Raw genomic sequence first — 23,627 nt, 5'->3', positions numbered from 1 at the left:
ACCGGGAAAGGCCGGCGGGCCATATCACGCAAAGTGTGGTGCTTATGGCTTAAAGGCATAAGCCGGGTTTATGTCGGGTCGCCATGGTTGCGCTGGAATACTTCATCGCCCATCGCAGCAATCTGCCCTTCGATCAGCGCTTCAAAGGGTTTGAGCAGTGGCTCGAAGGACGTCGGCGCTTCCAATACCTGCAACGCTTGCGTGATCGCTTCGACCGTCGACAAGGCGCCAGGCCCCGGCGCCTTGCGCAAGCGATAGCGGGAAACGCTGCCTTCAGCCAACGTCACCCGGGGCAATGCCGCCAGCAAAGGGTTGAGGTGCAGCAGTTTGCGCGCCTTGCGCCAGGTGCCATCGGGAACCACCAACAGCAGTGGCTGATCGTCAGGTGCGTAGGCGTGCAGCGGCTCGGCGTCATCCGCCGGAAACAACAGGCGTGCCCGATAGCCAGGCGGGTTCAATAGCGTCGCAAGGTCATCAAACACCTCCCCCACCACCAACTGCGCGTTGTTCAGGCCCAACGCCGCCAACCGTGCAGTATTGAGCGCATGGCCGACCTCGCTCGGGTGCTGCAACACCAACACACGAGTGCGGCTGTCAAGGTGGGGGATCAGCGCACAAAGGCAGTGCGTGGTCGGGCGCAGGCAGCGCGGGCAATGGGGTCGGGACATGGTGTTTTCAGGCCTGGTTGAGCTGGGTCTTGAGCAAATCGCGGAAGGTCTGGATCAGTGGCTCGCGGCTGCGGCCACGGCGCATGATCAGCGAAAACGGCGCCTGGTAGCCGAAGGTCGCCGGCAGCAAAACGCGCAGGTCGCCCTTGTCAGCCCAGGCCTGGGCGTAGTGTTCGGGCAGGTAGCCAATATAAGCGCCCGACAGCACCAGAATCAGTTGCGCCTCCATACTTTCCACCGTGGCAGCGCTGTGCTTGAAGCCGTGGCGCGCCAACTCCGCCTGGCTCCAGTAACCCCGCCCGACCATGCGTTGCTGGGTGATCACTTGTTCCGGGATGCGCCGCTCGTTGAACAATGGGTGCCGGGTGCTGCAATACAACCAGTGCTGTTCGCGGTACAGCGGCATGTAGACCAGCCCGCTCATGCGGTTGGAAAACGCACCGATGGCCAGGTCCAGGCGGTTGTCCTGCACCCCCAGTTGCAATTCGTAGGGGCTCATCACCGACAGGTGCAAATGCACTGCCGGGTGCTCCAGGCTGTAGGCGCCAATCACTTCGGCGAACGGCAAGGCCTTGTCGCTGACGGTGGAGTCGAGCACTCCGAGCTTGAGGGTGCCGCGCAATTCGCCTTTCAACGCAGCGGCGTATTGCTCGAAACCTTCGAGTTCGCCCAACAGGCGCAGGGTTTCCTGATGAAACAGCTCACCCTTGCTGGTCAGGCTGAAGCCGCCACGGCCACGATGGCACAGCACCAGGCCCAAGGCTGACTCGAGTTGGCTCATGTAGGTGCTGATGGCCGACGTCGACAGGTTGAGCTCATGCTGGGCGTTGGCAAACCCTTGGTGGCGCACGACGCTGACGAAGATGCGCAGGAGTTTCAGGTCGGGCAAGGCGTTGGCCATGGGGGCTCCAGTGAAGCGTGACGCAGAGCATCACAGGATGCATCCCCACGCAGAGCGTGGGAACGATCAACTGTAGGAGCGAGCTTGCTCGCGAAAAACCTGAGGACGCCGCGTACATTCTGGGGCTGCGCATCATCGTTGACGTTTTTCGCGAGCAAGCTCGCTCCTACAGGGATCAGGGAGTTTAACTCAGGCTTTAGTTTAGAAAAATCTGAACTAAGTATTTGCCTCTGCCGATTCTTCCTAAGCCAGGCTTTTCGCAGAATCGGCCATCAATAAACAAAACAACGATGAGGCAATCCCGTGGACAAGATTTTCCACCAACCACTGGGCGGCAACGAAATGCCGCGCTTCGCCGGCATCGCCACCATGATGCGTCTTCCCCACCTGCAAACCGCCAAGGGCCTGGACGCCGCCTTCGTCGGCGTGCCTCTGGATATCGGCACCTCGCTGCGCGCCGGTACGCGCTTCGGCCCACGGGAAATCCGCGCCGAGTCGGTGATGATCCGTCCCTACAACATGGCCACCGGCGCCGCACCGTTCGACTCACTGTCGGTGGCCGATATCGGCGACGTGGCGATCAATACCTTTAACCTGCTCGACGCGGTGCGCATCATCGAAGAGGCCTACGACGAGATCCTCGAGCACGACGCCATCCCCCTGACCCTGGGTGGCGACCACACCATCACCCTGCCGATCCTGCGGGCGATCCACAAAAAACATGGCAAGGTCGGGCTGGTGCACATCGATGCCCACGCCGACGTCAACGACCATATGTTCGGCGAGAAAATTGCCCACGGCACCACCTTCCGCCGCGCCGTGGAAGAAGGCTTGCTCGATTGCGACCGCGTGGTGCAGATCGGCCTGCGCGCCCAGGGATATACCGCCGAAGACTTCAACTGGAGCCGCAAGCAAGGCTTCCGCGTGGTCCAGGCCGAAGAATGCTGGCATCACTCCCTCGCGCCGCTGATGGCCGAAGTGCGAGAAAAAGTCGGCGGCGGCCCGGTGTACCTGAGCTTCGACATCGACGGCATCGACCCCGCCTGGGCACCCGGCACCGGCACCCCGGAAATCGGCGGGCTGACCACCATCCAGGCCATCGAAATCATCCGTGGCTGCCAGGGCCTCGATCTGATTGGTTGCGACCTGGTAGAAGTTTCGCCGCCTTACGACACCACCGGCAATACCTCGTTGCTGGGCGCCAACTTGCTGTACGAGATGCTCTGCATACTGCCTGGCGTCGCGCATCGCTGATAAGGCGAACGCGCTGAGAACAAAAAAAACCGCGTCTTCACACTCACAACCAAGGGGGTCGCACAGATCCCCGACAACGATGTACCTGACTTTCGCTCGCGTGTTTACCGAGCCAGCTGCCGCCTGATCGCCCATAAAAAATATAATCGGAGAACCGCCGTCATGGCTTTGGATTTATTCGTCGTACTCATCTACGCCGCCGGCATGCTGGTGCTCGGCTACTACGGCATGCGTCGCGCCAAGACCCACGAAGACTACCTGGTCGCCGGCCGCAACCTCGGCCCATCGCTGTACATGGGCACCATGGCCGCCACGGTGCTGGGCGGTGCCTCCACCGTCGGCACCGTGCGCCTGGGATATGTGCATGGTATTTCGGGTTTCTGGCTGTGCGCCGCGCTCGGCGCGGGCATCATTGCCCTGAACCTGTTCCTGGCCAAGCCCCTGTTGAAGCTGAAAATCTTCACCGTCACCCAGGTCCTGGAAAAACGCTACAACCCCATGGCCCGCCAGGCCAGCGCGGTGATCATGCTGGCCTACGCCCTGATGATCGGCGTGACCTCGATCCTGGCCATCGGCACCGTGCTGCAAGTGCTGTTCGACCTGCCGTTCTGGATGTCGGTACTGGTGGGCGGCGGCGTGGTGGTGGTGTATTCGACCATCGGTGGCATGTGGTCGCTGACCCTCACCGATATTGTGCAATTCGTGATCAAGACCGTCGGCCTGATGTTCATCCTGTTGCCGATCTGCCTGTACCGCGTCGGCGGCTGGGATGAACTGGTGGCCAAGCTACCAGCGTCAAACTTCAGCTTCACCGCGATCGGCTGGGACACGATCATCACCTACTTCATGATCTACTTCTTCGGCATCCTGATCGGCCAGGATATCTGGCAACGGGTCTTCACCGCCCGTGACGAAAAGGTCGCCCAGTACGCAGGCACTTTTGCCGGCTTCTATTGCATCCTGTACGGCCTGGCCTGTGCGCTGATCGGCATGGCTGCCCATGTGCTGATCCCTGACCTGGACAACGTCAACAATGCCTTCGCCGCGATCGTCAAAGCTTCGCTGCCGGACGGCATTCGCGGCCTGGTCATCGCCGCCGCGCTGGCCGCCATGATGTCCACCGCCAGCGCCGGCCTGCTCGCCGCCTCCACCGTATTGACCGAAGACCTGCTGCCCCGCCTGCGCGGCGGCAAGGCGTCGAGCCTGCGCATCAACCGCCTGTTCACCCTGTTGACCGGCGTTGCCGTGCTGGGTATCGCATTGGTGGTGAACGATGTGATCAGCGCCCTGACCCTGGCCTATAACCTGTTGGTGGGCGGTATGTTGGTGCCCTTGATCGGCGCGATCTTCTGGAAGCGCGCGACCACCTCGGGCGCAATCACGTCCATGAGCCTGGGCTTTATGACCGCGCTGGTATTTATGTTCAAGGATGGGTTGGATGCAAATACGCCGATCTACTACAGCCTGGCGGTGGCGCTGGTGAGCTTTGTACTGGTGAGTTTGCTGTCGCGTCGGCCGGCCAAGGTGGCGGCTGCGGTGGTTTGAGCTATAACAAGGGCGGGGATATTTTTTTCAGCGGGCGCGACGTCGGAGGTCGCGCCCGTTTTTTTCGCCTGGTGCAAAACAACTGTGGGAGCGGGCTTGCTCGCGAAAGCGGTGTGTCATTCAACCTTATTTTGGCTGATACACCCTATTCGCGAGCAAGCCCGCTCCCACATTTTTTAGACCGCGTGATTAGCGGCGACGTGGCCGACGTTGCTCGTCATCCGTGCGAATCGGCACCGGTTGCAGCGGAGGCTCGATCAAGCCCAATGCAACGCCGAGGTCGTGGAGCCAGTTTTGGATTTTCTCTTTCATGATTGCCCCCTTTGAGGGTAGTGCTGGCCGGCGTGAGTACTGTCGCCGTTTCCTACAGTGATAGTAGCCCTAAGTCCTAGGTAATGCTTGAAGGAAACCACAACGAACTATTACTGAATTGATCCGAATCCTGACGGATCGTTCAAGCAATGGCACGTGTGTCTTGCACGCATCGCGGGTTGCCGTCTTGCTGCAGGTCGATCCATGCATTGAGGTTAGCGCCGAGCATGCCCTTTCGCCACATCAGCCAGGTGGTCGCAGTGGCAAAAGGCCCAGTCAGCGGATGAACGGACACGCTGTCCTTGCCGGGCAGGCTTGCGAGCATGGACTCAGACATCAACGCCACGCCGGAACCTGCGATCACGCAGGCGAGCATGCCTTGGTAGGACTCGATCTCGATCGCCCGCCCCATCGCCACACGCTCATGGGAAAACCAGGTTTCCAGGCGCGTGCGGTAGGCGCAACTGCGCCGGAACGTGAACACTGCACGGCCCGCCACATCCTGGGGGCCACGCACCGGCGGATGATCGGCCTCGCAAATCAGCACCAGGCGCTCTTCGCACAGCGGTACGCCATCCAGGGTGGCGATGGTCAGCGGGCCGTCGACGAAGGCTGCGTCCAGGCGCCCGGTAATCAGCCCTTCCAGCAACTCCCCGCTGGGCGCCGACTGCACCTGCAGATTCACCATGGGGTAAGTCTTGTGATAGCGCGCCAGCAGCTTCGGCAAATGAACCGCGGCGGTGCTGTACATGCTGCCCAATACGAAATCACCAGCCGGTTGCCCGCCTTGTACGGCGCCGTGGGCTTCATCGTGCAGCGCCAGCAGGCGGGTGCTGTAGTCCAGTAGTACCTTGCCTGCCGGAGAAAGCTGCAAACGCTGGCGCTCGCGCACGAACAGGTCGACACCCAGTTGCTCTTCCATTTGTTTAAGCCGGGTCGACAGATTTGAGGGAACGCGGTGCAGGCGCTCAGCGGCGCGGGTGATGGAGCCCTCTTCCGCCACGGCCTGGAAAATGCGCAATTGACTGAACTCCATTACTTTCTCCAAAACTGAACAAGTTACTCACTATTATTCAATTTTACAGAAAGTCAATCCGTCTTAGCCTGCAAGGCATTCGCTTCTTTGCAGGAAACCTGACCATGTCCCCGCTGATTCGTTTACTCGCCAGCTTCGTCGCCCTGATGATGGCCATGGGCATTGGCCGCTTCGCCCTGACTCCGCAAATGCCGCATTTGCTCAGTGAAGGCCAGATCGACCTGACCGGCGCCGGCCTGATCGCAGCCGCCAATTACCTGGGCTATTTTGTCGGCGCGGTGGACTCGATCTTTGCCCGCAGCCATCAGCATGTGCGCGGGCGCCTCTACGGCGGGCTGTGGTTGTGCGTATTGCTGACCCTGGCGTCCTACTGGGCTAACGGGTTCTGGCCGCATTTGTTGCTGCGTTTCGGCACCGGGGTCGCCAGTGCCTGGGCCCTGGTGATGATTACCAGCCTGAGCCAGCCACTGGCGATTGCCGCCGGCCGCCCGCGCCTGGGTGCGCTGGTGTTTGCTGGGCCGGGGTTGGGGATTGTGCTGACGGGGCTGCTGGCGCTGGTGTCGAACCTATCAGGGCAAAGCTCTGCCGCGCTGTGGTTGATCTACGGGACGGTGGCGCTGGTGATGTTGCTGGCGATCCTGCCGTTTCTACCCAAGCCGACCCTCACCGTGACACAGCCCACCAGCGCGGGGAGCAACGGCAGCATCGCGCACTTGTGCTGTATCTATTTCTTGTACGGCCTGGGCTACATCATCCCGGCGACTTTTCTGTCGCAGATGGCCAGCGCTCAATTCAACGGGGCCTGGCAGGCCGATCTGTTCTGGCCCTGCTTTGGCCTGGCGGCCGCGCTGGGAGTGGGGGTGGCCAGCCTGCGCCGCAAGCACCCGAACACCACCCGTCGCTGGCTGATGGCGACTTTATGGCTGCAAGCGGCCGGGGTATTTGCCTGCCTGCTGGGCAATGGCTGGGGCTTGGCGCTGGGCGTGTTGCTGTGCGGTGCGCCATTTTTGGCCTGCATGCAGTTGGTGATGGCGCGATTAAGGGAGGTCGCACCCCATGGCTACCAACGCAGCACGGGGCTGCTGACCGCCAGCTTCGCCGTCGGCCAATTGAGCGGGCCACTATTGGCGTCGGTCAGCAGCCACCTCAGTGGCGGCCTGCAACCGGCGTTGGTCGCTGCCGGTACCGGGTTGTTATTAGCAGGTTCAGTACTGATCAACCGCCCTCTACCGCCACAGCCGATTTGCACACAAATGGCCAACAGTGCAGCAAATGGCGGTTAGGCACGTGCCCCACGCCATGTCCATCAGCGCCAACCCAGCGGACCAGCCTTGAAGCGTGGCCCAGTTGCTCAGGTCATAGGTGCCGTAGGCCACCAGGCCAAGCAAGGCGCCCAAACGCGCAGCGCGCTGCCAACTGGCGCTGGGCAAGATAACCAGCACCACGCAACCGAGGACGTACAGGAGATAGAACAATACGGCAGGCAACAGGCGTGGCTGATCAAGCATCAGCGCGCCAAGCAGGGATTTGTAGGTGGGCCCCATGAGCACACCGAGCCAAAGGCCGTCGAGGACCAGGAAGGCGAGCAAGGTACCGAGGTAGGCATACAACGACTTTCTTGACATGAGCAAGCCCTACTGTGAAGGCAAGCTTGTTGTGGCGAGCAAGCTTGCTTGCGTTGGGGTGCGAAGCGCCCCCAAAAAAGCTTGCGACTGCTACGCAGTCGAGCGGGAGCAAGCTCCCTCGCCACAACAAGCTCGCTCCTACAGGAGAGCGAAGCGTACTCAGCTTAGTTCAATGCGATCCGCATGAATCACGATCTGGCCCTGCTTGTAGAGCGCACCAATGGCCTTCTTGAAGTTGCCCTTGCTCACGCCGAACAAGTTACTGATCACCGCCGGGTCGCTTTTGTCGCTGACCGGCAGGCTGCCATTGTTGTCGCGCAACTTGGCGAGGATCTTCGAGTTCAGGCTGGAGGCCGCTTCCTGGCCCACCGGCTGCAGGCTCAGGCTGATGTTGCCATCGGCGCGGATCTCTTTGATAAAGCCCTTCTCTTCCTTGCCCGGGCGCAGGAACTTGAACACTTCGTTCTTGTGGATCAAGCCCCAGTGCTTGTTGTTGATGATCGCCTTGAAGCCCATGTCAGTGGCTTCGGCCACCAGCAGGTCGACTTCCTGGCCCACCTGATAGTTCGCCGGCGTCTTGTCCAGGTAACGGTCAAGGCGAGCGGTGGCGGTGATGCGCTTGGTGTGCTTGTCGAGGTAGACGTGCACCACGCAATATTCACCCGCGGTCATCTGGCGTTTTTCTTCCGAATAAGGCAGCAGCAGATCCTTGGGCAAACCCCAATCAAGGAAGACGCCAATGCTGTTGACTTCCACAACTTTCAAACTGGCGAATTCACCGACTTGAACTTTGGGCTTTTCGGTGGTGGCGATAAGTTTGTCATCGCTGTCCAGATAAATGAAAACGTTGAGCCAGTCTTCATCTTCACTGGGAATATCTTTAGGGATATACCGATTAGGCAAGAGGATTTCCCCATCTTGCGCACCATCGAGGTACAAACCAAAGTTAGTGTGCTTGACCACTTGCAAGCTGTTGTAGCGCCCGACTAAAGCCATTTCCAATACCCTCATTGCGTGGGCGGCATTCTACCCGAGTTGTGCCCTGCACGCGCACGCGCCTGAAAAATCGCGGCTGGCATGGCGTTCCAGTGGCATCGCCCCACTCGTCTGATCGTTCGGTTCACTTTGAGCAGGCCATCAGCGTGTCCAAAGGCGTTGGGTTTCCAGCTAAAACAGTAAGTTAGCGCTTTATTTCAGCGCTGAACTTCGGCTATTTCCAGCCGCGAGCACTTATTCTCGAGGGATATTTGCCAAGCAATTGTAAAGTATTTACTGTACGATAGCTGGCCAAGTTAATTTTCTACAGGTTAGTGGCCGCCATGCGTGTAAAAGCATCCAACAGCAAAGCAAAGCCAGCTCCCGCCGTTGAAACCAGCGAATCGATCAACAGCCAGATTGCTGCGTTCCTCAAGTCCGGCGGCGAAATCCAGCAAATTGCCAAGGGCGTGAGCGGCCAGACTTTCGGCCCGTCCAAGCAGATCAGCCTGGGCAAGAAGTAATAGTCATACCCGCGCACTGCATCTGGTCCCTAAGCGTCTTGCCTTCGAGGCGCTAGGACTAGAGTTGCCACCCCCTCCCGACACCCTCAATACGCAGCTAATCGACGAACGGGCCTCAATGCCTGGCATTCGCCGGTATCCTTGCACACGTCTAGCACGGGCATCTGCCTGAATCTTTCCGTTACTGCTCCTCGCTTTTCATGGAGTGAAGCATGCTTAAACGCTGTATTTTCGTGGTCAGCATCCTGGTCGCCAGCCCTTTGGCCGAAGCGCATATCTTCCAGCGCGAATTGGGTGACTTCGACCTGAAATTAGGTACAACCCCCAGCCGCACCATGGCCCAGGGCCTGGTCAAGCCGACCGCCCCTGGCAGCGACTCGTTCCACGGAGGCCTGGACCTTACCCACGACAGCGGCCTGTATTTCGGCCAGTTTTCCCCGAACATGGGCCTGTCGTCGGCCAATAACCTTGAAGTCGACTCCTACATGGGCTTCAAGCGTCCGTTCGACCAGACCCTGGGCTATGAAGTCGGCTTGATCCACTACAGCTACCCCAAGGTCAGCCCCCTCGACAGCCAGGAGTTCTACGGCGGGCTGAACCTGTTGGGCAACCGCTTTGGCGTGTCCTTCAGCAACGACCCCGACCGCCAGGACAGTACCCTGTTTGCCGACCTGGGCGGCACCCAGCCTTTCGGCATCGGCGTCAGCATGAAGTACACCACCCATCAACTGGGCACACCGGTCTCGGTAGAGAACGGCGCCATCAGCAGTTTCAGCGATTGGTCGGTACAGTTTTCCCGGGCCTGGAAAGGCATTGACCTGGACCTCATCTACAGCGGCTCCAGCCTCAGCGGCAGTGACTGCTCGGCCTACTCCGGACACAATTCGCAATGTGACGGGCTGTTGACCTTGAAGGCCGCACGGTCGTTTTATTGATGGGCTGAACTGTCGCGCCCCGCGCAGGTTCACATGCATTAACGCCCTCCATGCAAGGACCTGCCCATGTTGCGCCGGCTTAAATTCCTGGTGGTACTGCTGACCCTGAGCCTGGTGCTTGCCGGCTGCAATCGCGTGGGCCTGGCCTACCGAAACCTCGACGTGATCATCCCCTGGACCCTCAACGACTACCTGGACATGAATGCCGGGCAGAAGAGCTGGTTCAACGACACCCTCAAGGAACACCTGGCCTGGCACTGCACCACTCAATTGCCTGGCTACCTGGACTGGCTCGACCGCCTGCAACAGATGGTCGACAGCAACCAGGTCACCGACGCCGCATTGCAAACCCGTACAGTCGAAGCCAAACAGGCAATTGCCGAGATTGCGCGGGAAATCACGCCCTCAGCCGTGCAATTGCTGCAAGGCCTGGACGATCAGCAGGTCAAGGACATGAGCGATGCTCTGGCCAAGGACCTGCGCAAACGCCAGGACGAATACCTCAAGCCACCACTGGCTCAACAAATCAAGGAACGCGCCGAGCGTATGAGCAAGCGCCTGGACGCCTGGATCGGCCCGTTGAGCCCAGGCCAGCAAAACCGCGTCACGGCCTGGTCGGCCGAGTTGGGCGCGCAAAACCAAGCGTGGATCGGCAACCGCGCCCATTGGCAGGCGCAATTTATCGAGGCGCTGCAACAACGCCACAATGCCGATTTCCCGCAGAAAATCCAGCAACTGCTGGTGGATCGCGAAAGCCTGTGGACCCCACAATACCGCGCCGCCTATGCACAGACCGAAGCCGCCGCGCGCAGCTTGCTCATTGATGTGATGGCCCAAAGCTCCCCAGCGCAGCGCCTGAAACTCACCCAGAAAATCGACAAAGTCCGCAGCGACTTCCAGGCGCTCAAATGCCTGAAAAGCGCACAGTCTTGATGGATGCTTGCGGTCAGAACCATAGGCGCACGCCAACCACCCAGTGCAGTTGGTTAACGTCTTCGCCTTCGTCCCGTGCGTATTGCGCAGTCTGGCCATAAGTGCGGTTCCAGCTGAGCCCGACATAAGGCGCAAACTCGCGGCGAACTTCGTAGCGCAAACGCAAGCCCAGGTCACTTTCCGCCAAGCCCGAACCAACGCCACGTTGCGAATCGTTCTGCGCATAAAAATTGAGTTCGGCGGTGGGCTGCAGGATCAGGCGATTGGTGAGCAGAATGTCGTAGTCACCCTCAAGGCGTGCGGCGGTATGCCCCGATTCGCCGACAAACAACGTGGCTTCGGCCTCGAAGTTGTAGAGCGCCATGCCTTGTAGGCCAAAGGCCGCCCAAGTCTGGCTGGCACCGGGCTTGAAGTCCTGACGCACGCCGCCGACCACGTCCCACCACGGGCCGATAGCGTGCCCCCATAACGCTTGGGCTTCGGCGCTTTCAGTGCGGCCGGCGCTGCGTTCGCCTTCACTGCGTAGCCACAGCCGGTCGATGTCACCACCGACCCAACCCTTGATGTCCCAACTCTGCGCGTTGCCGTCGCCGCCCTGCCATTCCAACTGGTTGATCAGCAGCATCGAGTTCACGCCGCTGTCGTGCACCTGATGCCCTCCCGGCGCGTTGTACACCGCTGCGCGGTCTGCGTCGGTCAGCGCCGGAATCGGCGTACGGCTTTGCGTCAGCGCGGGCGTCGCCGGGCTCATGCCCTGAAATTCATCCTCGGCCGCCAACGCCCATGGGGCGAACCCCAGCGTGGCGAAAGCGATGCAAAGGGACGAGACGCAACGGTTCATGCTCGCTTCCTTATTCATGCACGCGCACCTCGCGGAACATGCCCATTTCCATGTGGTACAGCAGGTGGCAGTGATAGGCCCATCGCCCCAGGGCATCGGCGGTGACGCGGTAACTGCGACGGGAGCCCGGTGGCATGTCGATGGTGTGTTTGCGCACCAGGAACTGGCCGTTTTCGTCCTCCAGGTCGCTCCATAAGCCATGCAGGTGAATCGGGTGGGCCATCATGGTGTCGTTGACCAGCACCACCCGCACGCGCTCGCCATAAGTCAGTTGCAAAGGCTCGGCATCGGAAAACTTCACGCCATTGAACGACCAGGCGAACTTTTCCATATGCCCGGTGAGATGCAATTCGACGGTGCGCGAGGGATCGCGGCCATCGGGGTCTTCAAAGGTACTGCGCAGGTCGGCATAGGTGAGCACCCGGCGGCCATTGTTGCGCAGGCCGATTCCAGGGTCGTCCAGCTTGGGCATCGGGTTCATCCCCTGCATGTCTACCAGCGGGTTGTTCTGCTCGCTGGCCGGGTGTTTCTGCATCGCCATCGCGCCCATGGCGCTGTGATCCATGCCTTCCATGCCCGGCATATCGGCCATGGCACCATGGTCCATGCCGCCCATGCCCATGTCATCCATCGTCAGCCACGGGCGCGGATCAAGCGGCGGTACTGAGGCGGTCGCACCCATCTGCCGGGCGAGGGTGCCACGGGCATAGCCTGTGCGGTCCATGGACTGGGCAAACAGGGTATAGGCCTCTGCCACAGGCTCGACCAGCACATCGTAGGTTTCCGCCACGGCGATACGGAACTCGTCGACGCTTACCGGCTTCACCGGCTGGCCATCCGCGGCGATGACGGTCATCTTCAACCCAGGAATGCGCACATCAAAATAGGTCATCGCCGAGCCATTGATAAAACGCAGGCGAATCGTTTCCCCCGTCTTGAACACTCCGGTCCAGTTCTGCCCAGGCGGCTGGCCGTTGAGCAAGTAGGTGTAGGTCTCGCCGCTGACGTCCGCAAGGTCGGTGGGGTTCATCTTCATTTGCGCCCACATCAGCCGGTCGGCAGCCGTGGCCGACCAGCCCTGCTTGCCCACATCCCGGATAAAATCGCCCAGGGTGGGTTTGTGCAGGTTGTAGTAATCGGACTGCTTTTTGAGGGTTTTCATCAGGGCGACGGGGTCTTCGTCGGTCCAGTCCGACAGCATCACCACGTAATCGCGCTGGTAGCTATAAGGCTCGGGTTCCTTGGGATCGATGATCAGCGGGCCGTACACCCCCTGCTGCTCCTGAAGCCCGGCATGGCTGTGGTACCAGTAGGTGCCGTGCTGCTTGACCTTGAATTGGTAAACGTAAAGGCCGCCCGGTTCGATGCCCTTGAAGCTCAGGCCGGGCACGCCGTCCATGGTCGATGGCAACAGGATGCCGTGCCAGTGGATCGAGGTGGGCTCGCCAAGACGGTTTTTCACGCGCAGGGTCACGGTGTCGCCTTCGCGCCAGCGTAACAGCGGGCCGGGCAGGCTGCCGTTGACGGTCAACGCGGTGCGCGCACGGCCGGTCAGGTTGACGGGAGTCTGGTCAATAAACAGGTCAAATTCGCTGCCGGCGAGCACCGTGGGCTGGCCGGGGCTGGTCAGTGCCCACACAGGTGGGCGCCAAAGCCCGAGCCCACCCAGCAGGCCGCCTGCGGCCAGGCCTTTGACGAATGTGCGTCTGGAGGTTGTGGAGTGCATGCCGATTCAAGTCCGTGAGTTGAATGGCAGCAGATTAGGAGTCGCCGGCTGTCAGCAACCTTAGCGACAGATTACCGATTCGACAGGTTCACCCGGCTCCCTCGGGGGCGCCGGGGCACAAGAAGATCAGGCGATCTGCGCTTTGGAGGCCACTTCAGCGAACGTTGCCGGATCAAGCGCGTCCTCCTGCTCATCCAACACCTGACGTGGATGATCATTGCCCGGAATCGAACTGTCGATCAGCGCCAGCAATTGCGCACCCAGCGCCGTCAGAATGAAATTCTCGCCATTGCCGCCCTCTTCCTCAGGCCGCGACTCGATAAAGCCACGCTTGAACAGCAGCGCCTCGTAATCGGCAGCGGTCTTCTTGAGTGCGTCCAGGTTGCCAGTGTCCTCGCCGGCCGTCGCCTTCTCGGCCGCTTCTTGTTCGGCGTATTTGCGCGGGGCAAAGCTGCCTTCGCCGTTCTGCACTTCATGCAGCAGACGTTCGATCAGATCCCAATTGTAAGTCGTCATCCTGATTCCTCCTGCAGGCCGATGGAGTTAGCCCGTCTAAGGGAGTGACACGTTCCGGCACTGGCCGTTCAACCGAACGGACGGGCGTCATTTCTCTGAACTTTCCAGAGGTTCGCCGCCTCAACTGCACATCACTGCCAAGGAAGTCCGACCATGAAAACCTTGATGAAGCTGACCCTCGCCGCCACGCTGTTGAGCACCCTGCCCGCCTGGGCCTGCACGCCTGAGGAGGCCACGGCCAAGCGCGAGGAGCTGGCCAAGGAAGTGACCAAGCTCACCGAGCAGAGCCCGAACAAGGCCAAGGAGATGAATGACGAGTTGCAGAAGATGGACCTGGATACTGAAAGCGCCAAGTTTCCCGACAAGTGCCAGTTGATCGATGCGCGGCTCAAGGAGCTCAGAGAGGCTGCGCGGAAGCATTGAGCACAACGCGACGCAGAGCGTCTCTGGAGGCATTCCCACGCGGAGCGTGGGAACGATCATGGCGAAAAAAAACCGGACATTGTCCGGTTTTTTTATGCCCAACTGCTTATTCGGCAGCCGGAGCTTCTGGCTTGCGGCGCTTGAGCGGCGCCATGCCGTCCTTGCTGACGAGCGACAGGTTGTCGGTCTTCGGCCGGTTGGCGATCTTGCGCTTGGTCGGCGACTTGGCGCCGGTTTTCTTCTTGTCGCCCTTGGCGTCGGTCTTTTTCTTCTTCACGCCAACGGCCTTGCCCGACGCCTTGACCTTCTTCGGCCCGGTGTACGTGCCTTTGACTTCCTTGATGGTGCGGCGCTCGAACGACTGCTTCAGGTAGCGTTCGATGCTCGACATCAGGTTCCAGTCGCCGTGGCAGATCAGCGAGATAGCCAGGCCATCGTTGCCGGCCCGTCCGGTACGGCCGATACGGTGCACGTATTCGTCGCCGCTGCGGGGCATGTCGAAGTTGATCACCAGGTCCAGGCCGTCCACGTCGAGACCGCGTGCGGCAACATCGGTGGCCACCAGGATCTTCACGCCGCCCGCCTTGAGACGGTCGATGGCCAGCTTGCGGTCCTTCTGGTCTTTCTCGCCGTGCAGCACGAACGCCTTGTATTCCTGCGCAACCAGGCGCCCGTAGATACGGTCGGCGGCGGCACGGGTGTTGGTGAACACGATGGCCTTCTGGTAGGTCTCGTTGGCCAACAACCAGTTCAGGATCTGTTCTTTGTGCACGTTATGGTCAGCGGTGACGATCTGCTGACGCGTGGTGGCGTTCAGGTCGCTGACGTTGTTGACCTGCAAGTGCTCAGGGTTGTTCAGCACCTTGGCGACCATATCGCGCAGGGTCGAACCACCGGTGGTGGCGGAGAACAGCATGGTCTGCTGGCGGTTGACGCACTCACCGACCAGACGTTGCACATCATCGGCAAAGCCCATGTCGAGCATGCGGTCGGCTTCGTCGAGCACCAGCACTTCGACTTCCTTGAGGTCGAGGTTGCCAGCGTTGAGCTGCTCGATCATGCGCCCTGGGGTGCCGATCAGGATGTCCGGTACCTTGCGCAACATCGCGGCCTGGACCTTGAAGTCTTCGCCACCGGTAATGATGCCGGACTTGATGAAGGTGAACTGCGAGAAGCGCTCGACTTCCTTCAGGGTCTGCTGGGCCAGCTCGCGGGTCGGCAGCAGGATCAGGGTCTTGATGCTGACGCGCACTTTGGCCGGGCCGATCAGGCGGTTAAGTACCGGAAGGACGAAAGCGGCGGTCTTGCCGCTGCCGGTTTGCGCCGTCACCCGCAGGTCACGCCCTTGCAGCGCGAGCGGGATGGCCGCTGCTTGCACAGGCGTAGGCTCGACAAATTTAAGCTCGGCCACGGCTTTAAGCAGGCGTTCGTGCAGGGCGAATTGGGAAAACACGGGTGCTACCTCGAAGAAATACAAAATATCAGCTGCATAGGTTACCGGTTTCGGGCGCCCAAACCGAGTTTCTTTACGCGAACGGGGCTAATCAGCTGCTTTTTTGTCAGCGATTTTGTCCAGAGCGTCAACTTTGTTGCACTTAAATGCTCTAATCGCCCCGTGTTGTCTTACAGAAGAATCGGTTCACTCATGGATATCAAACAGCTCTGGCTCAACGTCCAAGACCTTTGGGGCGCCCTCGATGAACACCCGGTCCTGCATTCCAGCCTAGGCTTGCTCGTGTTGCTGGTGGTGGCATTGGTGGTGGGAAGGGTCGCCCGTTACCTCATCCTGCACGCGGTCAAATTGCTCGGCCGGCAGCCGGCCCTGCACTGGCTGAACGACCTGCGGCATAACAAAGTCTTCCATCGCCTGGCGCAGATGACGCCATCGCTGGTGGTCCAGTTCGGCCTGTACCTGGTGCCGGACCTGAGCAAGACCGCCATTCTGTTTATCGGCAACGTCGCCCTGGCGATCACCATTCTGTTCATGGTTTTGGCCATGAGTGCCCTGCTCAACGCGCTGCTGGATATCTACGCACGCACCGAACACGCACGCACCCGCTCGATCAAGGGCTATGTGCAACTGGCGAAAATGGTGCTGTTCGTGTTCGGCGCGATCATCATCGTCGCCACCCTGATCGACCGCTCGCCGCTGTTGCTGCTGTCGGGCCTGGGTGCGATGTCGGCGGTGATTCTGTTGGTTTACAAGGACACGCTGCTGTCGTTCGTCGCCAGTGTGCAATTGACCAGCAACGACATGCTGCGCGTCGGTGACTGGATCGAAATGCCCCAGGTGGGTGCCGATGGCGATGTGGTGGATATCACCCTGCACACGGTGAAGGTGCAGAACTTCGACAAGACCATCGTTTCCATCCCCACCTGGCGCCTGATGTCCGAATCGTTCAAGAACTGGCGTGGCATGCAGGCCTCCGGTGGGCGCCGTATCAAGCGCAGCCTGTACATCGACGCCAGCGGCGTACGCTTCCTGAACGACGAGGAAGAAGTGCGCATGACCCAGGTGCATTTGCTCAGCGGCTATATCAGCCGCAAGCAGGCCGAACTCAAGGCCTGGAACGAGGCTCAGGGCCACAGCGCGCAACTGTCGGCCAACCGTCGGCGCATGACCAACCTCGGCACCTTCCGCGCCTACGCACTGGCATACCTGCAAAGCCACCCGGACATCCAGCCGAACATGACCTGCATGGTGCGCCAGATGCAAACCACCGCCCAGGGCGTGCCGCTGGAGATCTACTGCTTTACCCGCACCACGGCGTGGGGCGATTACGAGCGGATCCAGGGCGATATCTTCGATTATCTGTTGGCGGTGTTGCCGGAGTTCGGGCTGAGCCTGTATCAGCAGCCGAGCGGCAACGACCTGCGCGCCGGCGTGCTGCCGGCATTGGCCGGGGCCACGCAGGTCCCCGTCGCCGAAACGGCATGAGGTGATGCAAACGGGATTACGGCAGTGACGCCGTAATCTCCTTGCGGCAAACCTCAAGCACTTCATCGGCCAGTGTGGAATCATCCGGGCACGCCCGCGACAGCATGATTGCGCCGATGGCATGGGCCATGCTGTCGAGCATTTTCGCGCGCACGCCTTCTTGTGGCGTCTCATGAGCTGCGTTGTACTTTGCTTCCAGGGCCTGCAGGGTATTTTCCAAACCGTCGGCAAAGGTCGCCTTCAGCGTGTCCGATTGACGGGCGGCATCGGCACACAACGCCGCCAATGTGCATCCGCCGCCGCGATGGTCGCGGTGCTGCCTGGACAGGTAAACCTCGAAAAACTGCTCCACCTCCATCTCCGCGCTGTCGGCCAGTGACTGCGCCAGACTGTTGGCGGCTGCTTCCGCCATCAAGTCCGCCTTGGAGCCGAAGTGCTTGTAAAAGCCGCCTTGGGTAAAACCGGCCGCAGCCATCAACTCAGCCACGCCCACCCCATCGAAACCCCGCTCGCGGAATAGCTCGGAAGCTGTCGCGACGATATGGGCCCGATTGCTCTGTGACTGCGCCTTGGTGATCTTCATGTGTAGGGTCCTGCCAGCTTGCGAGATAGGCATATTACTATGATGTCGATCATAATCAAAACCGTTGACAGCTTTGATTATGATCGACATCATAAAACCTCCTCGCACTCACAGAGCATCACACCATGAGCACTTCCACTACCGTTCTGATCACTGGCGCTTCGACCGGCATTGGCGCCGCCTACGCCGAACGCTTTGCCGCACGCGGCCACGACCTCGTACTGGTCGCCCGTGACATAGCGCGCCTGGAAGCGCTCGCCGCCAGGCTGCGTGAGCACCACGCCGTCAGCGTTGATATCCTCCCGGCCGACCTGACCCAAAGCGCTGACCTGGCCGCAGTTGAAGCGCGCCTGCGCGATGACGCCAGCATTGGCACGCTAGTCAATAATGCAGGCGCCGCGCAGTCCGGCAGTTTTATTGAACAGTCCACCGAAAGCGTCGTGCAGTTGGTCGCCCTCAACACCACGGCGCTGGTACGCCTGGCCAGTGCCATCGCCCCGCGCCTGGCGGCAGTCGGCAACGGCGCTATCATCAACATTGGCTCGGTAGTGGGCCTAGCCCCGGAATTCGGCATGACGGTGTACGGCGCGACCAAGGCGTTCGTGCTGTTCCTGTCCCAAGGCATGAGCCTGGAACTGGCGCCCAAAGGCGTGTACGTGCAAGCCGTGCTGCCCGCTGCCACGCGTACCGAGATCTGGGAGCGTGCGGGCATTGATATCAACACCCTCACGGACGTGATGGAAGTGGGTGATCTGGTGGACGCAGCGCTGGTCGGTTTCGACCGCCGCGAGCCGGTGACCATTCCGCCGTTGCAGGACGGCGCCCGTTGGGACGCGTTGCAGGCTGCGCGGCAAGGCTTGCTGGCGCAGATCAAGCAGTCCCAGGTTGCCGAGCGTTACCTGGCCAACGCCTGATCAACCGGTAGCAGGCGTGCTCCGCGCCTGCCCTTCTCACCGAAGCAACGAGCGTTGAACCATGAAGGCATTTTCCATCGAACGGTACGGCAAGCAGCCCGGCCGCCTCATCGAGACCCCCGCGCCTGTTGTGGGTGAACATGACGTGCTGGTCCAGGTGCGGGCCAGCAGCGTCAATGTGCTGGATGCAAAGATCGCCAAGGGCGAATTCAAACTGATCCTGCCCTATGCATTGCCGTTGACACTGGGCAACGACCTGGCCGGCGTGGTGCTCAGCGTCGGCGCTGCGGTACGACGCTTCAAGCCGGGGGACGAAGTCTACGCTCGTCCGCCCCAGCAACGTATCGGCACCTTCGCCGAGCGGATTGCCGTGCACGAAGACGCACTGGCGCGCAAACCCGACAACATCACCATGGAGCAAGCCGCGTCCCTGCCCCTGGTCGCGCTCACGGCGTGGCAGGTGCTGGTGGAAACCGCGAAGCTGAAGAAAGGCCAGAAGGTGTTCATTCATGCGGGCTCAGGCGGGGTGGGCAGTATCGCCATCCAGCTGGCCAAGCATTTGGGCGCTTTTGTCGCCACCACCACCAGCACCGCCAATGTGGAGTGGGTCAAGGCGTTGGGCGCGGATGTAGTGATCGACTACAAACAGCAAGCCTTCGAGGCCGTGCTGCGGGATTACGATGTGGTGCTGAACAGCCTGGGCCCGGATGCGCTGGCCAAGTCACTGAAGATTCTCAAGCCCGGCGGTCAGCTCATCTCCATCTCCGGGCCGCCGACGCCCGCCTTCGCCCGCGCCCAGAACCTGCCATGGGTATTAGGCCTGGTCATGGGCCTGTTGAGCAGCGGTATCCGCAGGAAAGCACGCAAGCAAGGCGTGAGCTATGAGTTTGTCTTCATGCGTGCCAGTGGCGCACAACTGGATGAAATCACCGCGCTGGTCGAGTCCGGCAGTATCCGGCCGGTTATCGACCGTACCTTTCCGTTCGAATCCACAGCGGCGGCCCTGGACTATGTCGAACAAGGCCGCGCCAAAGGCAAGGTGGTGATCACGATGGGGACGACACCACCCGACGTACACCCAGCCGGCTGATCCAAACCGCCCCCAGAATCACCAGGCCGCCCAGGGCCAAACGGCCCAGCGGTTCGTGCTGGTTCCAGATCAGCAGGTTCAGCAGCAACCCCACCGGCACATGCAGGTTGTTCATCACCGCCAGGGTGCCGCCATTGACCAGGCAGGCGCCCTTGTTCCACCAGTACATGCCCAGCGCGGTGCTGACCAACCCGAGGAACACCAGCACACCCCATTGCAGCGGCGCTTGCGGCAGGAAGTCAGCCTTGCCGAACAGCAGGAATGCCGGCAACACCACCAACAAGGCACCCAGGTAGAAATAACCGAAACGCCGGAAGTGCGGCTGGTCACTGGGATAACGCGCCACCAGGTGTTTGTACATGACTTGCCCGGCGGCGTAGGTGAAGTTGGCCAATTGCAGCAGCAAGAACCCCATCAGGAAGTGCGGGGTGATCTGATCGAAACGAATCACCGCCGCACCGCCCACCGCCACCAGGGCCGCCACCAGCGCCCAGGGATTGAAGCGGCGATTAAGCGCGTCCTCGATCAGGGTCACATGCAGCGGCGTGAGGATGGTGAATAGCAGCACTTCCGGCACCGTCAGCACGCGAAAGCTCAGGTACAGGCAGACGTAGGTCACGCCGAACTGCAATGCACCGATCACCAACATGCCGCGCATGAACGCGGGCTCCACCGAGCGCCAGCGCGTCAGCGGGATAAAGATCAGCCCGGCCAGCACCACGCGCACCAGCACCGCAAAGTAGCTGTCGACGTGACCGGCGAGGTATTCGCCAATCAAGCTGAAGGAAAATGCCTGAATCAGGGTGACAACCAGTAAATAGCCCATGCGCGCCTCGTTTCGAATGGGCGCGACATTAAAGCTTTTTGGAGGTTGAAGAAACTCGGCGCAAAAAAAACCCGACCTCGCTAAAGCGGCAGTCGGGCAGGAGCACTCAGGAGCAAAAAGTGCAAAGGGAGGTTCGATACGCGTACTTGAAGGGTTTGCGTGGGGCTATATAAGCAGCACGGGATTATCTGACGATTAACGCCTCAGGCCACCTGGGCCAGCAGTGCCTTGGCGTGATTGACGCCCTTCTCCTGGAAGTCGCCGCCCAGGTTGACGCCTTCGGCGTGAATGAAGGTGACGTCATGAATGCCAATAAATGCCATGACCTGGCGCAGGTACGGTTCCTGGTGATCCGAGGTAGCACCCGTGTGAATACCGCCGCGTGCGGTGAGCACGATGGCGCGCTTGCCGGTCAACAGGCCCTGGGGCCCAGTGGCGGTGTATTTGAAAGTCACACCGGCCCGCAACACGTGATCCAGCCAGGCTTTGAGGGTGCTGGGGATAGCGAAGTTGTACATCGGCGCGGCCATCACCAACACGTCGGCGGCCAGTAGTTCGTCAGTCAACTCGTTGGAGCGGTCCAGGGACACCTGTTCGTCGTCGTTACGCTGCTCCGCCGGTTTCATCCAACCGCCCAGCAGGTTGGCATCCAAATGGGGTACCGGATTGAGCGCGACGTCGCGCACGGTGATGTGGTCTGCCGGATGGGCGACTTGCCATTGGCTGATGAACTGTTGGGTGAGCTGGCGGGAAATGGAATCCTGCTGGCGCGCACTGCTTTCGATGATCAGGACATTGGACATGGCTTCGTAGGCTCCATCGGTAATTGCTGTAAGTCGATGGAGAGAAGGTTAACCAGGGCCCATTCGATAAAAAAGCGCAAAAAACTGCTACAACCCATCTAGAAATTCGTTTATAAGCGGAGTATTCCTGTGGGCATGCCCCGCTACCGCTTTATTTTGGGGCGCAGTCCAAGGCAATGCGCATCTTGATGATGGCGCGGTTGAACTTGACCGTGGTGTTGGTGCTTTTGCCTGCCGGCACAGTCACGGTGCGACGGCGTGGCGATTCCGGGCCGTTGGTGAAGGTAACCTTGCACACAGCGTCCTGGGTACCGTAGTTGTTCAGCTGGATCGAACTGATGTCGCCGTCCACATCGGAGGCGGTGTAATCAATGCTCACGCCATCGATCTTTTTCGTCACGTCGATAGGGTAGGCAAACGCGCTCATCGGCAGCAGCGCCAGCAACACACAACACAATTTTCTCATTCGGCAGTCTCCAATAAGGACCGCCAGCTTAGGACAAGAGGAGCTCATCTTGAAAGCGCCCCGCGTTACCCTCGATCAATGGCGCACCTTGCAAGCCGTGGTCGATCATGGCGGCTTTGCCCAAGCCGCCGAAGCGCTGCACCGTTCGCAATCTTCAGTGAGCTACACCGTAGCGCGCATGCAGGACCAACTCGGTGTCCCCTTGCTGCGTATCGACGGGCGCAAGGCGGTGCTGACCGAAGCCGGTGAAGTGCTGCTGCGCCGCTCCCGCCAACTGGTGAAAAACGCCAGCCAACTGGAAGACCTCGCCCATCACATGGAGCAGGGCTGGGAAGCCGAAGTGCGCCTGGTGGTGGATGCCGCCTACCCCAGCGCACGCCTCGTTCGCGCGCTGACCGCCTTTATGCCCCAAAGCCGTGGCTGCCGGGTGCGCCTGCGCGAAGAAGTGCTGTCCGGCGTCGAAGAGTTGCTGCTCGACGGCATGGCGGACCTGGCCATTTGCGGGTTTATCATCCCGGGCTACCTGGGCACGGAAATGAGCGATGTGGAGTTCGTCGCCGTGGCCCACCCCGATCACTCGCTGCATCGCCTCAACCGTGAGCTGAGTTTCCACGACCTGGAGAGCCAGATGCAGGTTGTGATCCGTGACTCGGGCCGCCAACAACCGCGCGACGTCGGCTGGCTAGGCGCCGAACAGCGCTGGACCGTCGGCAGCCTCGCTACCGCCGCCACCTTCGTCGGCAGCGGCCTGGGCTTTGCCTGGCTGCCCCGGCACATGATCGAGCGCGAACTCAAGGAAGGCGTGCTCAAGCAGCTTCCCCTGGAAAAAGGTGGCAGTCGCAACCCGACGTTTTACCTGTACTCCAACAAAGACAAACCCTTGGGGCCCGCCACGCAGATCCTCGTGGAATTGCTGCGCACCTTTGACACCGCTCCCCTGGACGCGCCCTTCGCCGCTCCCCAACAAGCCTGAAACGGAGTTCATCCATGGCCTGGTTCGATCATGAAGGCTGCAGCCTGCATTACGAGGAATACGGCCATGGCAACCCCCTGATCCTGATCCACGGCCTGGGCTCCAGCAGCCAGGATTGGGAACTGCAAATACCGGTACTCGCCCGGCACTACCGCCTGATCGTGGTTGACGTGCGCGGCCATGGTCGCTCGGACAAACCCCGGGAGCGCTACAGCATCAAAGGGTTTACCTTCGACCTGGTCGCCCTGATCGAACACCTGGACCTGCCAGCGGCCCACGTGGTGGGTTTATCCATGGGCGGCATGATCGCCTTCCAACTGGCGGTGGATGAACCCCTGCGGGTCAAAAGCCTGTGCATCGTCAACAGCGCGCCTGAGGTCAAGGTGCGCAGTGCCGACGACTATTGGCAGTGGGCCAAACGCTGGACCCTGGCCCGCGTGCTCAGCCTGGGCAACATCGGCAAGGCCTTGGGCGATCGGCTGTTCCCAAAACCTGAGCAGGCCGACCTGCGCCGCAAGATGGCCGAACGCTGGGCAAGCAACGACAAACGTGCTTATCTCGCCAGCTTCGACGCCATTGTGGGCTGGGGCGTGCAGGAACAACTGTCGAGAATTGCCTGTCCAACCCTGGTCATCAGCGCCGACCATGACTACACCCCCGTGGCGCAGAAAGAAATCTATGTAAAACTGCTGCCCGATGCGCGGCTGGTGGTCATCGAAGATTCCCGCCATGCCACGCCCTTGGATCAACCCGAGGTCTTTAACGCGACCTTGCTCGAGTTTCTAAAGACCGTCGAAACCACTACCCAGGATCACTGACC

General features: G+C 60.6%; 26 protein-coding genes and 1 pseudogene. 12 read left to right on the top strand and 15 right to left on the bottom strand.

Going from position 1 to position 23,627, the window contains the following annotated elements:
- Positions 1-68: 68 nt before the first annotated feature.
- The 3 genes and pseudogenes from AC1RAC_RS24290 to AC1RAC_RS24280 form a co-directional block, all read right to left on the bottom strand.
- A complete protein-coding gene (locus tag AC1RAC_RS24290; protein WP_054920205.1) occupies positions 69-668 on the bottom strand; it encodes a tRNA-uridine aminocarboxypropyltransferase in 600 nt (199 codons plus the stop codon).
- A gap of 7 nt (positions 669-675) precedes the next feature.
- Positions 676-1,569, bottom strand: coding sequence for a LysR family transcriptional regulator (locus tag AC1RAC_RS24285; RefSeq protein WP_034128316.1), 894 nt, complete (start codon positions 1,567-1,569; stop codon positions 676-678).
- Positions 1,570-1,637: 68 nt separating this feature from the next.
- Positions 1,638-1,748: pseudogene (locus AC1RAC_RS24280) on the bottom strand (outer membrane lipoprotein carrier protein LolA); the annotation flags it as partial.
- 124 nt (positions 1,749-1,872) lie between these two features.
- Between AC1RAC_RS24280 and speB the strand changes: the two are divergent.
- Both speB and AC1RAC_RS24270 read left to right on the top strand, forming a co-directional pair.
- Positions 1,873-2,823, top strand: coding sequence for an agmatinase (speB, locus tag AC1RAC_RS24275; protein ID WP_236455644.1), 951 nt, complete (start codon positions 1,873-1,875; stop codon positions 2,821-2,823).
- Between the two features lie 162 nt (positions 2,824-2,985).
- On the top strand, positions 2,986-4,368 hold the full coding sequence (locus AC1RAC_RS24270; protein WP_054920207.1) for a sodium:solute symporter family protein: 1,383 nt from the start codon (positions 2,986-2,988) through the stop codon (positions 4,366-4,368).
- Positions 4,369-4,557: 189 nt separating this feature from the next.
- On the opposite strand, the gene AC1RAC_RS24265 is transcribed toward AC1RAC_RS24270, so the two are convergent.
- Positions 4,558-4,680 (bottom strand): PA1414 family protein, encoded by a 123-nt coding sequence (locus AC1RAC_RS24265; RefSeq protein WP_003193089.1) that lies wholly within the window; start codon positions 4,678-4,680, stop codon positions 4,558-4,560.
- 142 nt (positions 4,681-4,822) lie between these two features.
- Positions 4,823-5,716: a putrescine utilization regulator PtrR gene (ptrR, locus tag AC1RAC_RS24260; RefSeq protein ID WP_069557109.1), complete on the bottom strand. Its 894-nt coding sequence runs from the start codon at positions 5,714-5,716 to the stop codon at positions 4,823-4,825.
- A 104-nt stretch (positions 5,717-5,820) separates the two neighbouring features.
- Here ptrR and AC1RAC_RS24255 point away from each other — a divergent pair, with 104 nt between their 5' ends.
- The gene (locus AC1RAC_RS24255) at positions 5,821-6,999 is read left to right on the top strand and encodes an MFS transporter (RefSeq protein ID WP_200583181.1); all 1,179 of its coding nucleotides are present in this window, start codon (positions 5,821-5,823) and stop codon (positions 6,997-6,999) included.
- On the opposite strand, the gene AC1RAC_RS24250 is transcribed toward AC1RAC_RS24255, so the two are convergent.
- Positions 6,943-7,341 carry a DUF2177 family protein gene (locus AC1RAC_RS24250; RefSeq protein WP_080757723.1) on the bottom strand — a complete coding sequence of 133 codons (399 nt, stop codon included), beginning with the start codon at positions 7,339-7,341 and terminating at the stop codon, positions 6,943-6,945. The two genes, AC1RAC_RS24255 and AC1RAC_RS24250, sit on opposite strands and share 57 nt — an antisense overlap.
- A 159-nt stretch (positions 7,342-7,500) precedes the next feature.
- Positions 7,501-8,337, bottom strand: a complete 837-nt coding sequence (locus AC1RAC_RS24245; protein WP_054897831.1) for a CvfB family protein — start codon at positions 8,335-8,337, stop codon at positions 7,501-7,503.
- A gap of 323 nt (positions 8,338-8,660) precedes the next feature.
- On the opposite strand from AC1RAC_RS24245, the gene AC1RAC_RS24240 reads away from it, so the two are divergent.
- From AC1RAC_RS24240 to AC1RAC_RS24230, 3 genes are all read left to right on the top strand, one after another.
- The gene (locus AC1RAC_RS24240) at positions 8,661-8,840 is read left to right on the top strand and encodes a PFL_1563 family small protein (protein ID WP_003193095.1); all 180 of its coding nucleotides are present in this window, start codon (positions 8,661-8,663) and stop codon (positions 8,838-8,840) included.
- Positions 8,841-9,052: 212 nt separating this feature from the next.
- Positions 9,053-9,775, top strand: a complete 723-nt coding sequence (locus AC1RAC_RS24235) for a TorF family putative porin (protein ID WP_060764453.1) — start codon at positions 9,053-9,055, stop codon at positions 9,773-9,775.
- A 66-nt stretch (positions 9,776-9,841) separates the two neighbouring features.
- Positions 9,842-10,708, top strand: a complete 867-nt coding sequence (locus tag AC1RAC_RS24230) for a DUF6279 family lipoprotein (RefSeq protein WP_492617052.1) — start codon at positions 9,842-9,844, stop codon at positions 10,706-10,708.
- Positions 10,709-10,721: 13 nt separating this feature from the next.
- On the opposite strand, the gene AC1RAC_RS24225 is transcribed toward AC1RAC_RS24230, so the two are convergent.
- The 3 genes from AC1RAC_RS24225 to AC1RAC_RS24215 form a co-directional block, all read right to left on the bottom strand.
- Entirely contained in the window at positions 10,722-11,549 is an 828-nt protein-coding gene (locus AC1RAC_RS24225; protein ID WP_492617051.1) for a copper resistance protein B, read from the bottom strand.
- Between the two features lie 10 nt (positions 11,550-11,559).
- A complete protein-coding gene (locus AC1RAC_RS24220) occupies positions 11,560-13,275 on the bottom strand; it encodes a copper resistance system multicopper oxidase (protein WP_492617050.1) in 1,716 nt (571 codons plus the stop codon).
- Positions 13,276-13,401: 126 nt separating this feature from the next.
- Complete coding sequence (locus AC1RAC_RS24215) at positions 13,402-13,791, bottom strand: hypothetical protein (protein ID WP_034128303.1); 390 nt, start codon at positions 13,789-13,791, stop codon at positions 13,402-13,404.
- Positions 13,792-13,944: 153 nt separating this feature from the next.
- Between AC1RAC_RS24215 and AC1RAC_RS24210 the strand changes: the two genes are divergently transcribed.
- Complete coding sequence (locus AC1RAC_RS24210; RefSeq protein ID WP_072447464.1) at positions 13,945-14,214, top strand: hypothetical protein; 270 nt, start codon at positions 13,945-13,947, stop codon at positions 14,212-14,214.
- Between the two features lie 106 nt (positions 14,215-14,320).
- Here the strand turns inward: AC1RAC_RS24210 and AC1RAC_RS24205 are convergent, their stop codons facing one another.
- Positions 14,321-15,667 (bottom strand): DEAD/DEAH box helicase, encoded by a 1,347-nt coding sequence (locus AC1RAC_RS24205; protein ID WP_003193110.1) that lies wholly within the window; start codon positions 15,665-15,667, stop codon positions 14,321-14,323.
- Positions 15,668-15,859: 192 nt separating this feature from the next.
- Here AC1RAC_RS24205 and AC1RAC_RS24200 point away from each other — a divergent pair, with 192 nt between their 5' ends.
- Positions 15,860-17,152, top strand: a complete 1,293-nt coding sequence (locus AC1RAC_RS24200; protein WP_034128301.1) for a mechanosensitive ion channel family protein — start codon at positions 15,860-15,862, stop codon at positions 17,150-17,152.
- A 16-nt stretch (positions 17,153-17,168) separates the two neighbouring features.
- On the opposite strand, the gene AC1RAC_RS24195 is transcribed toward AC1RAC_RS24200, so the two are convergent.
- Positions 17,169-17,735 (bottom strand): TetR/AcrR family transcriptional regulator, encoded by a 567-nt coding sequence (locus tag AC1RAC_RS24195; protein ID WP_486084427.1) that lies wholly within the window; start codon positions 17,733-17,735, stop codon positions 17,169-17,171.
- A gap of 125 nt (positions 17,736-17,860) precedes the next feature.
- On the opposite strand from AC1RAC_RS24195, the gene AC1RAC_RS24190 reads away from it, so the two are divergent.
- A complete protein-coding gene (locus AC1RAC_RS24190; protein ID WP_492617049.1) occupies positions 17,861-18,649 on the top strand; it encodes an SDR family NAD(P)-dependent oxidoreductase in 789 nt (262 codons plus the stop codon).
- 61 nt (positions 18,650-18,710) lie between these two features.
- The gene (locus AC1RAC_RS24185; protein WP_127881102.1) at positions 18,711-19,739 is read left to right on the top strand and encodes an NADP-dependent oxidoreductase; all 1,029 of its coding nucleotides are present in this window, start codon (positions 18,711-18,713) and stop codon (positions 19,737-19,739) included.
- On the opposite strand, the gene AC1RAC_RS24180 is transcribed toward AC1RAC_RS24185, so the two are convergent.
- The 3 genes from AC1RAC_RS24180 to AC1RAC_RS24170 all read right to left on the bottom strand — a co-directional run bounded on the left by AC1RAC_RS24180 (position 19,696) and on the right by AC1RAC_RS24170 (position 21,834).
- Entirely contained in the window at positions 19,696-20,565 is an 870-nt protein-coding gene (locus tag AC1RAC_RS24180) for a carboxylate/amino acid/amine transporter (protein WP_054920237.1), read from the bottom strand. The genes AC1RAC_RS24185 and AC1RAC_RS24180 overlap by 44 nt on opposite strands.
- A gap of 203 nt (positions 20,566-20,768) precedes the next feature.
- Positions 20,769-21,368, bottom strand: coding sequence for an FMN-dependent NADH-azoreductase (locus AC1RAC_RS24175; RefSeq protein ID WP_044275035.1), 600 nt, complete (start codon positions 21,366-21,368; stop codon positions 20,769-20,771).
- A 151-nt stretch (positions 21,369-21,519) separates the two neighbouring features.
- Positions 21,520-21,834, bottom strand: coding sequence for a 3-phosphoglycerate kinase (locus AC1RAC_RS24170; RefSeq protein ID WP_034128295.1), 315 nt, complete (start codon positions 21,832-21,834; stop codon positions 21,520-21,522).
- A 49-nt stretch (positions 21,835-21,883) separates the two neighbouring features.
- Here AC1RAC_RS24170 and AC1RAC_RS24165 point away from each other — a divergent pair, with 49 nt between their 5' ends.
- Complete coding sequence (locus tag AC1RAC_RS24165) at positions 21,884-22,807, top strand: PA3225 family LysR-type transcriptional regulator (protein WP_003193120.1); 924 nt, start codon at positions 21,884-21,886, stop codon at positions 22,805-22,807.
- A 14-nt stretch (positions 22,808-22,821) separates the two neighbouring features.
- Entirely contained in the window at positions 22,822-23,625 is an 804-nt protein-coding gene (locus AC1RAC_RS24160; RefSeq protein ID WP_492617048.1) for an alpha/beta fold hydrolase, read from the top strand.
- The last annotated feature ends 2 nt before the right edge of the window (positions 23,626-23,627 follow it).

The sequence above is a fragment of the Pseudomonas sp. GW823-FHT02F05 genome, from assembly GCF_058797315.1.
Note: the sequence above shows the minus strand (reverse complement) of the source record. Positions and strands in the feature narration are given on the sequence as shown.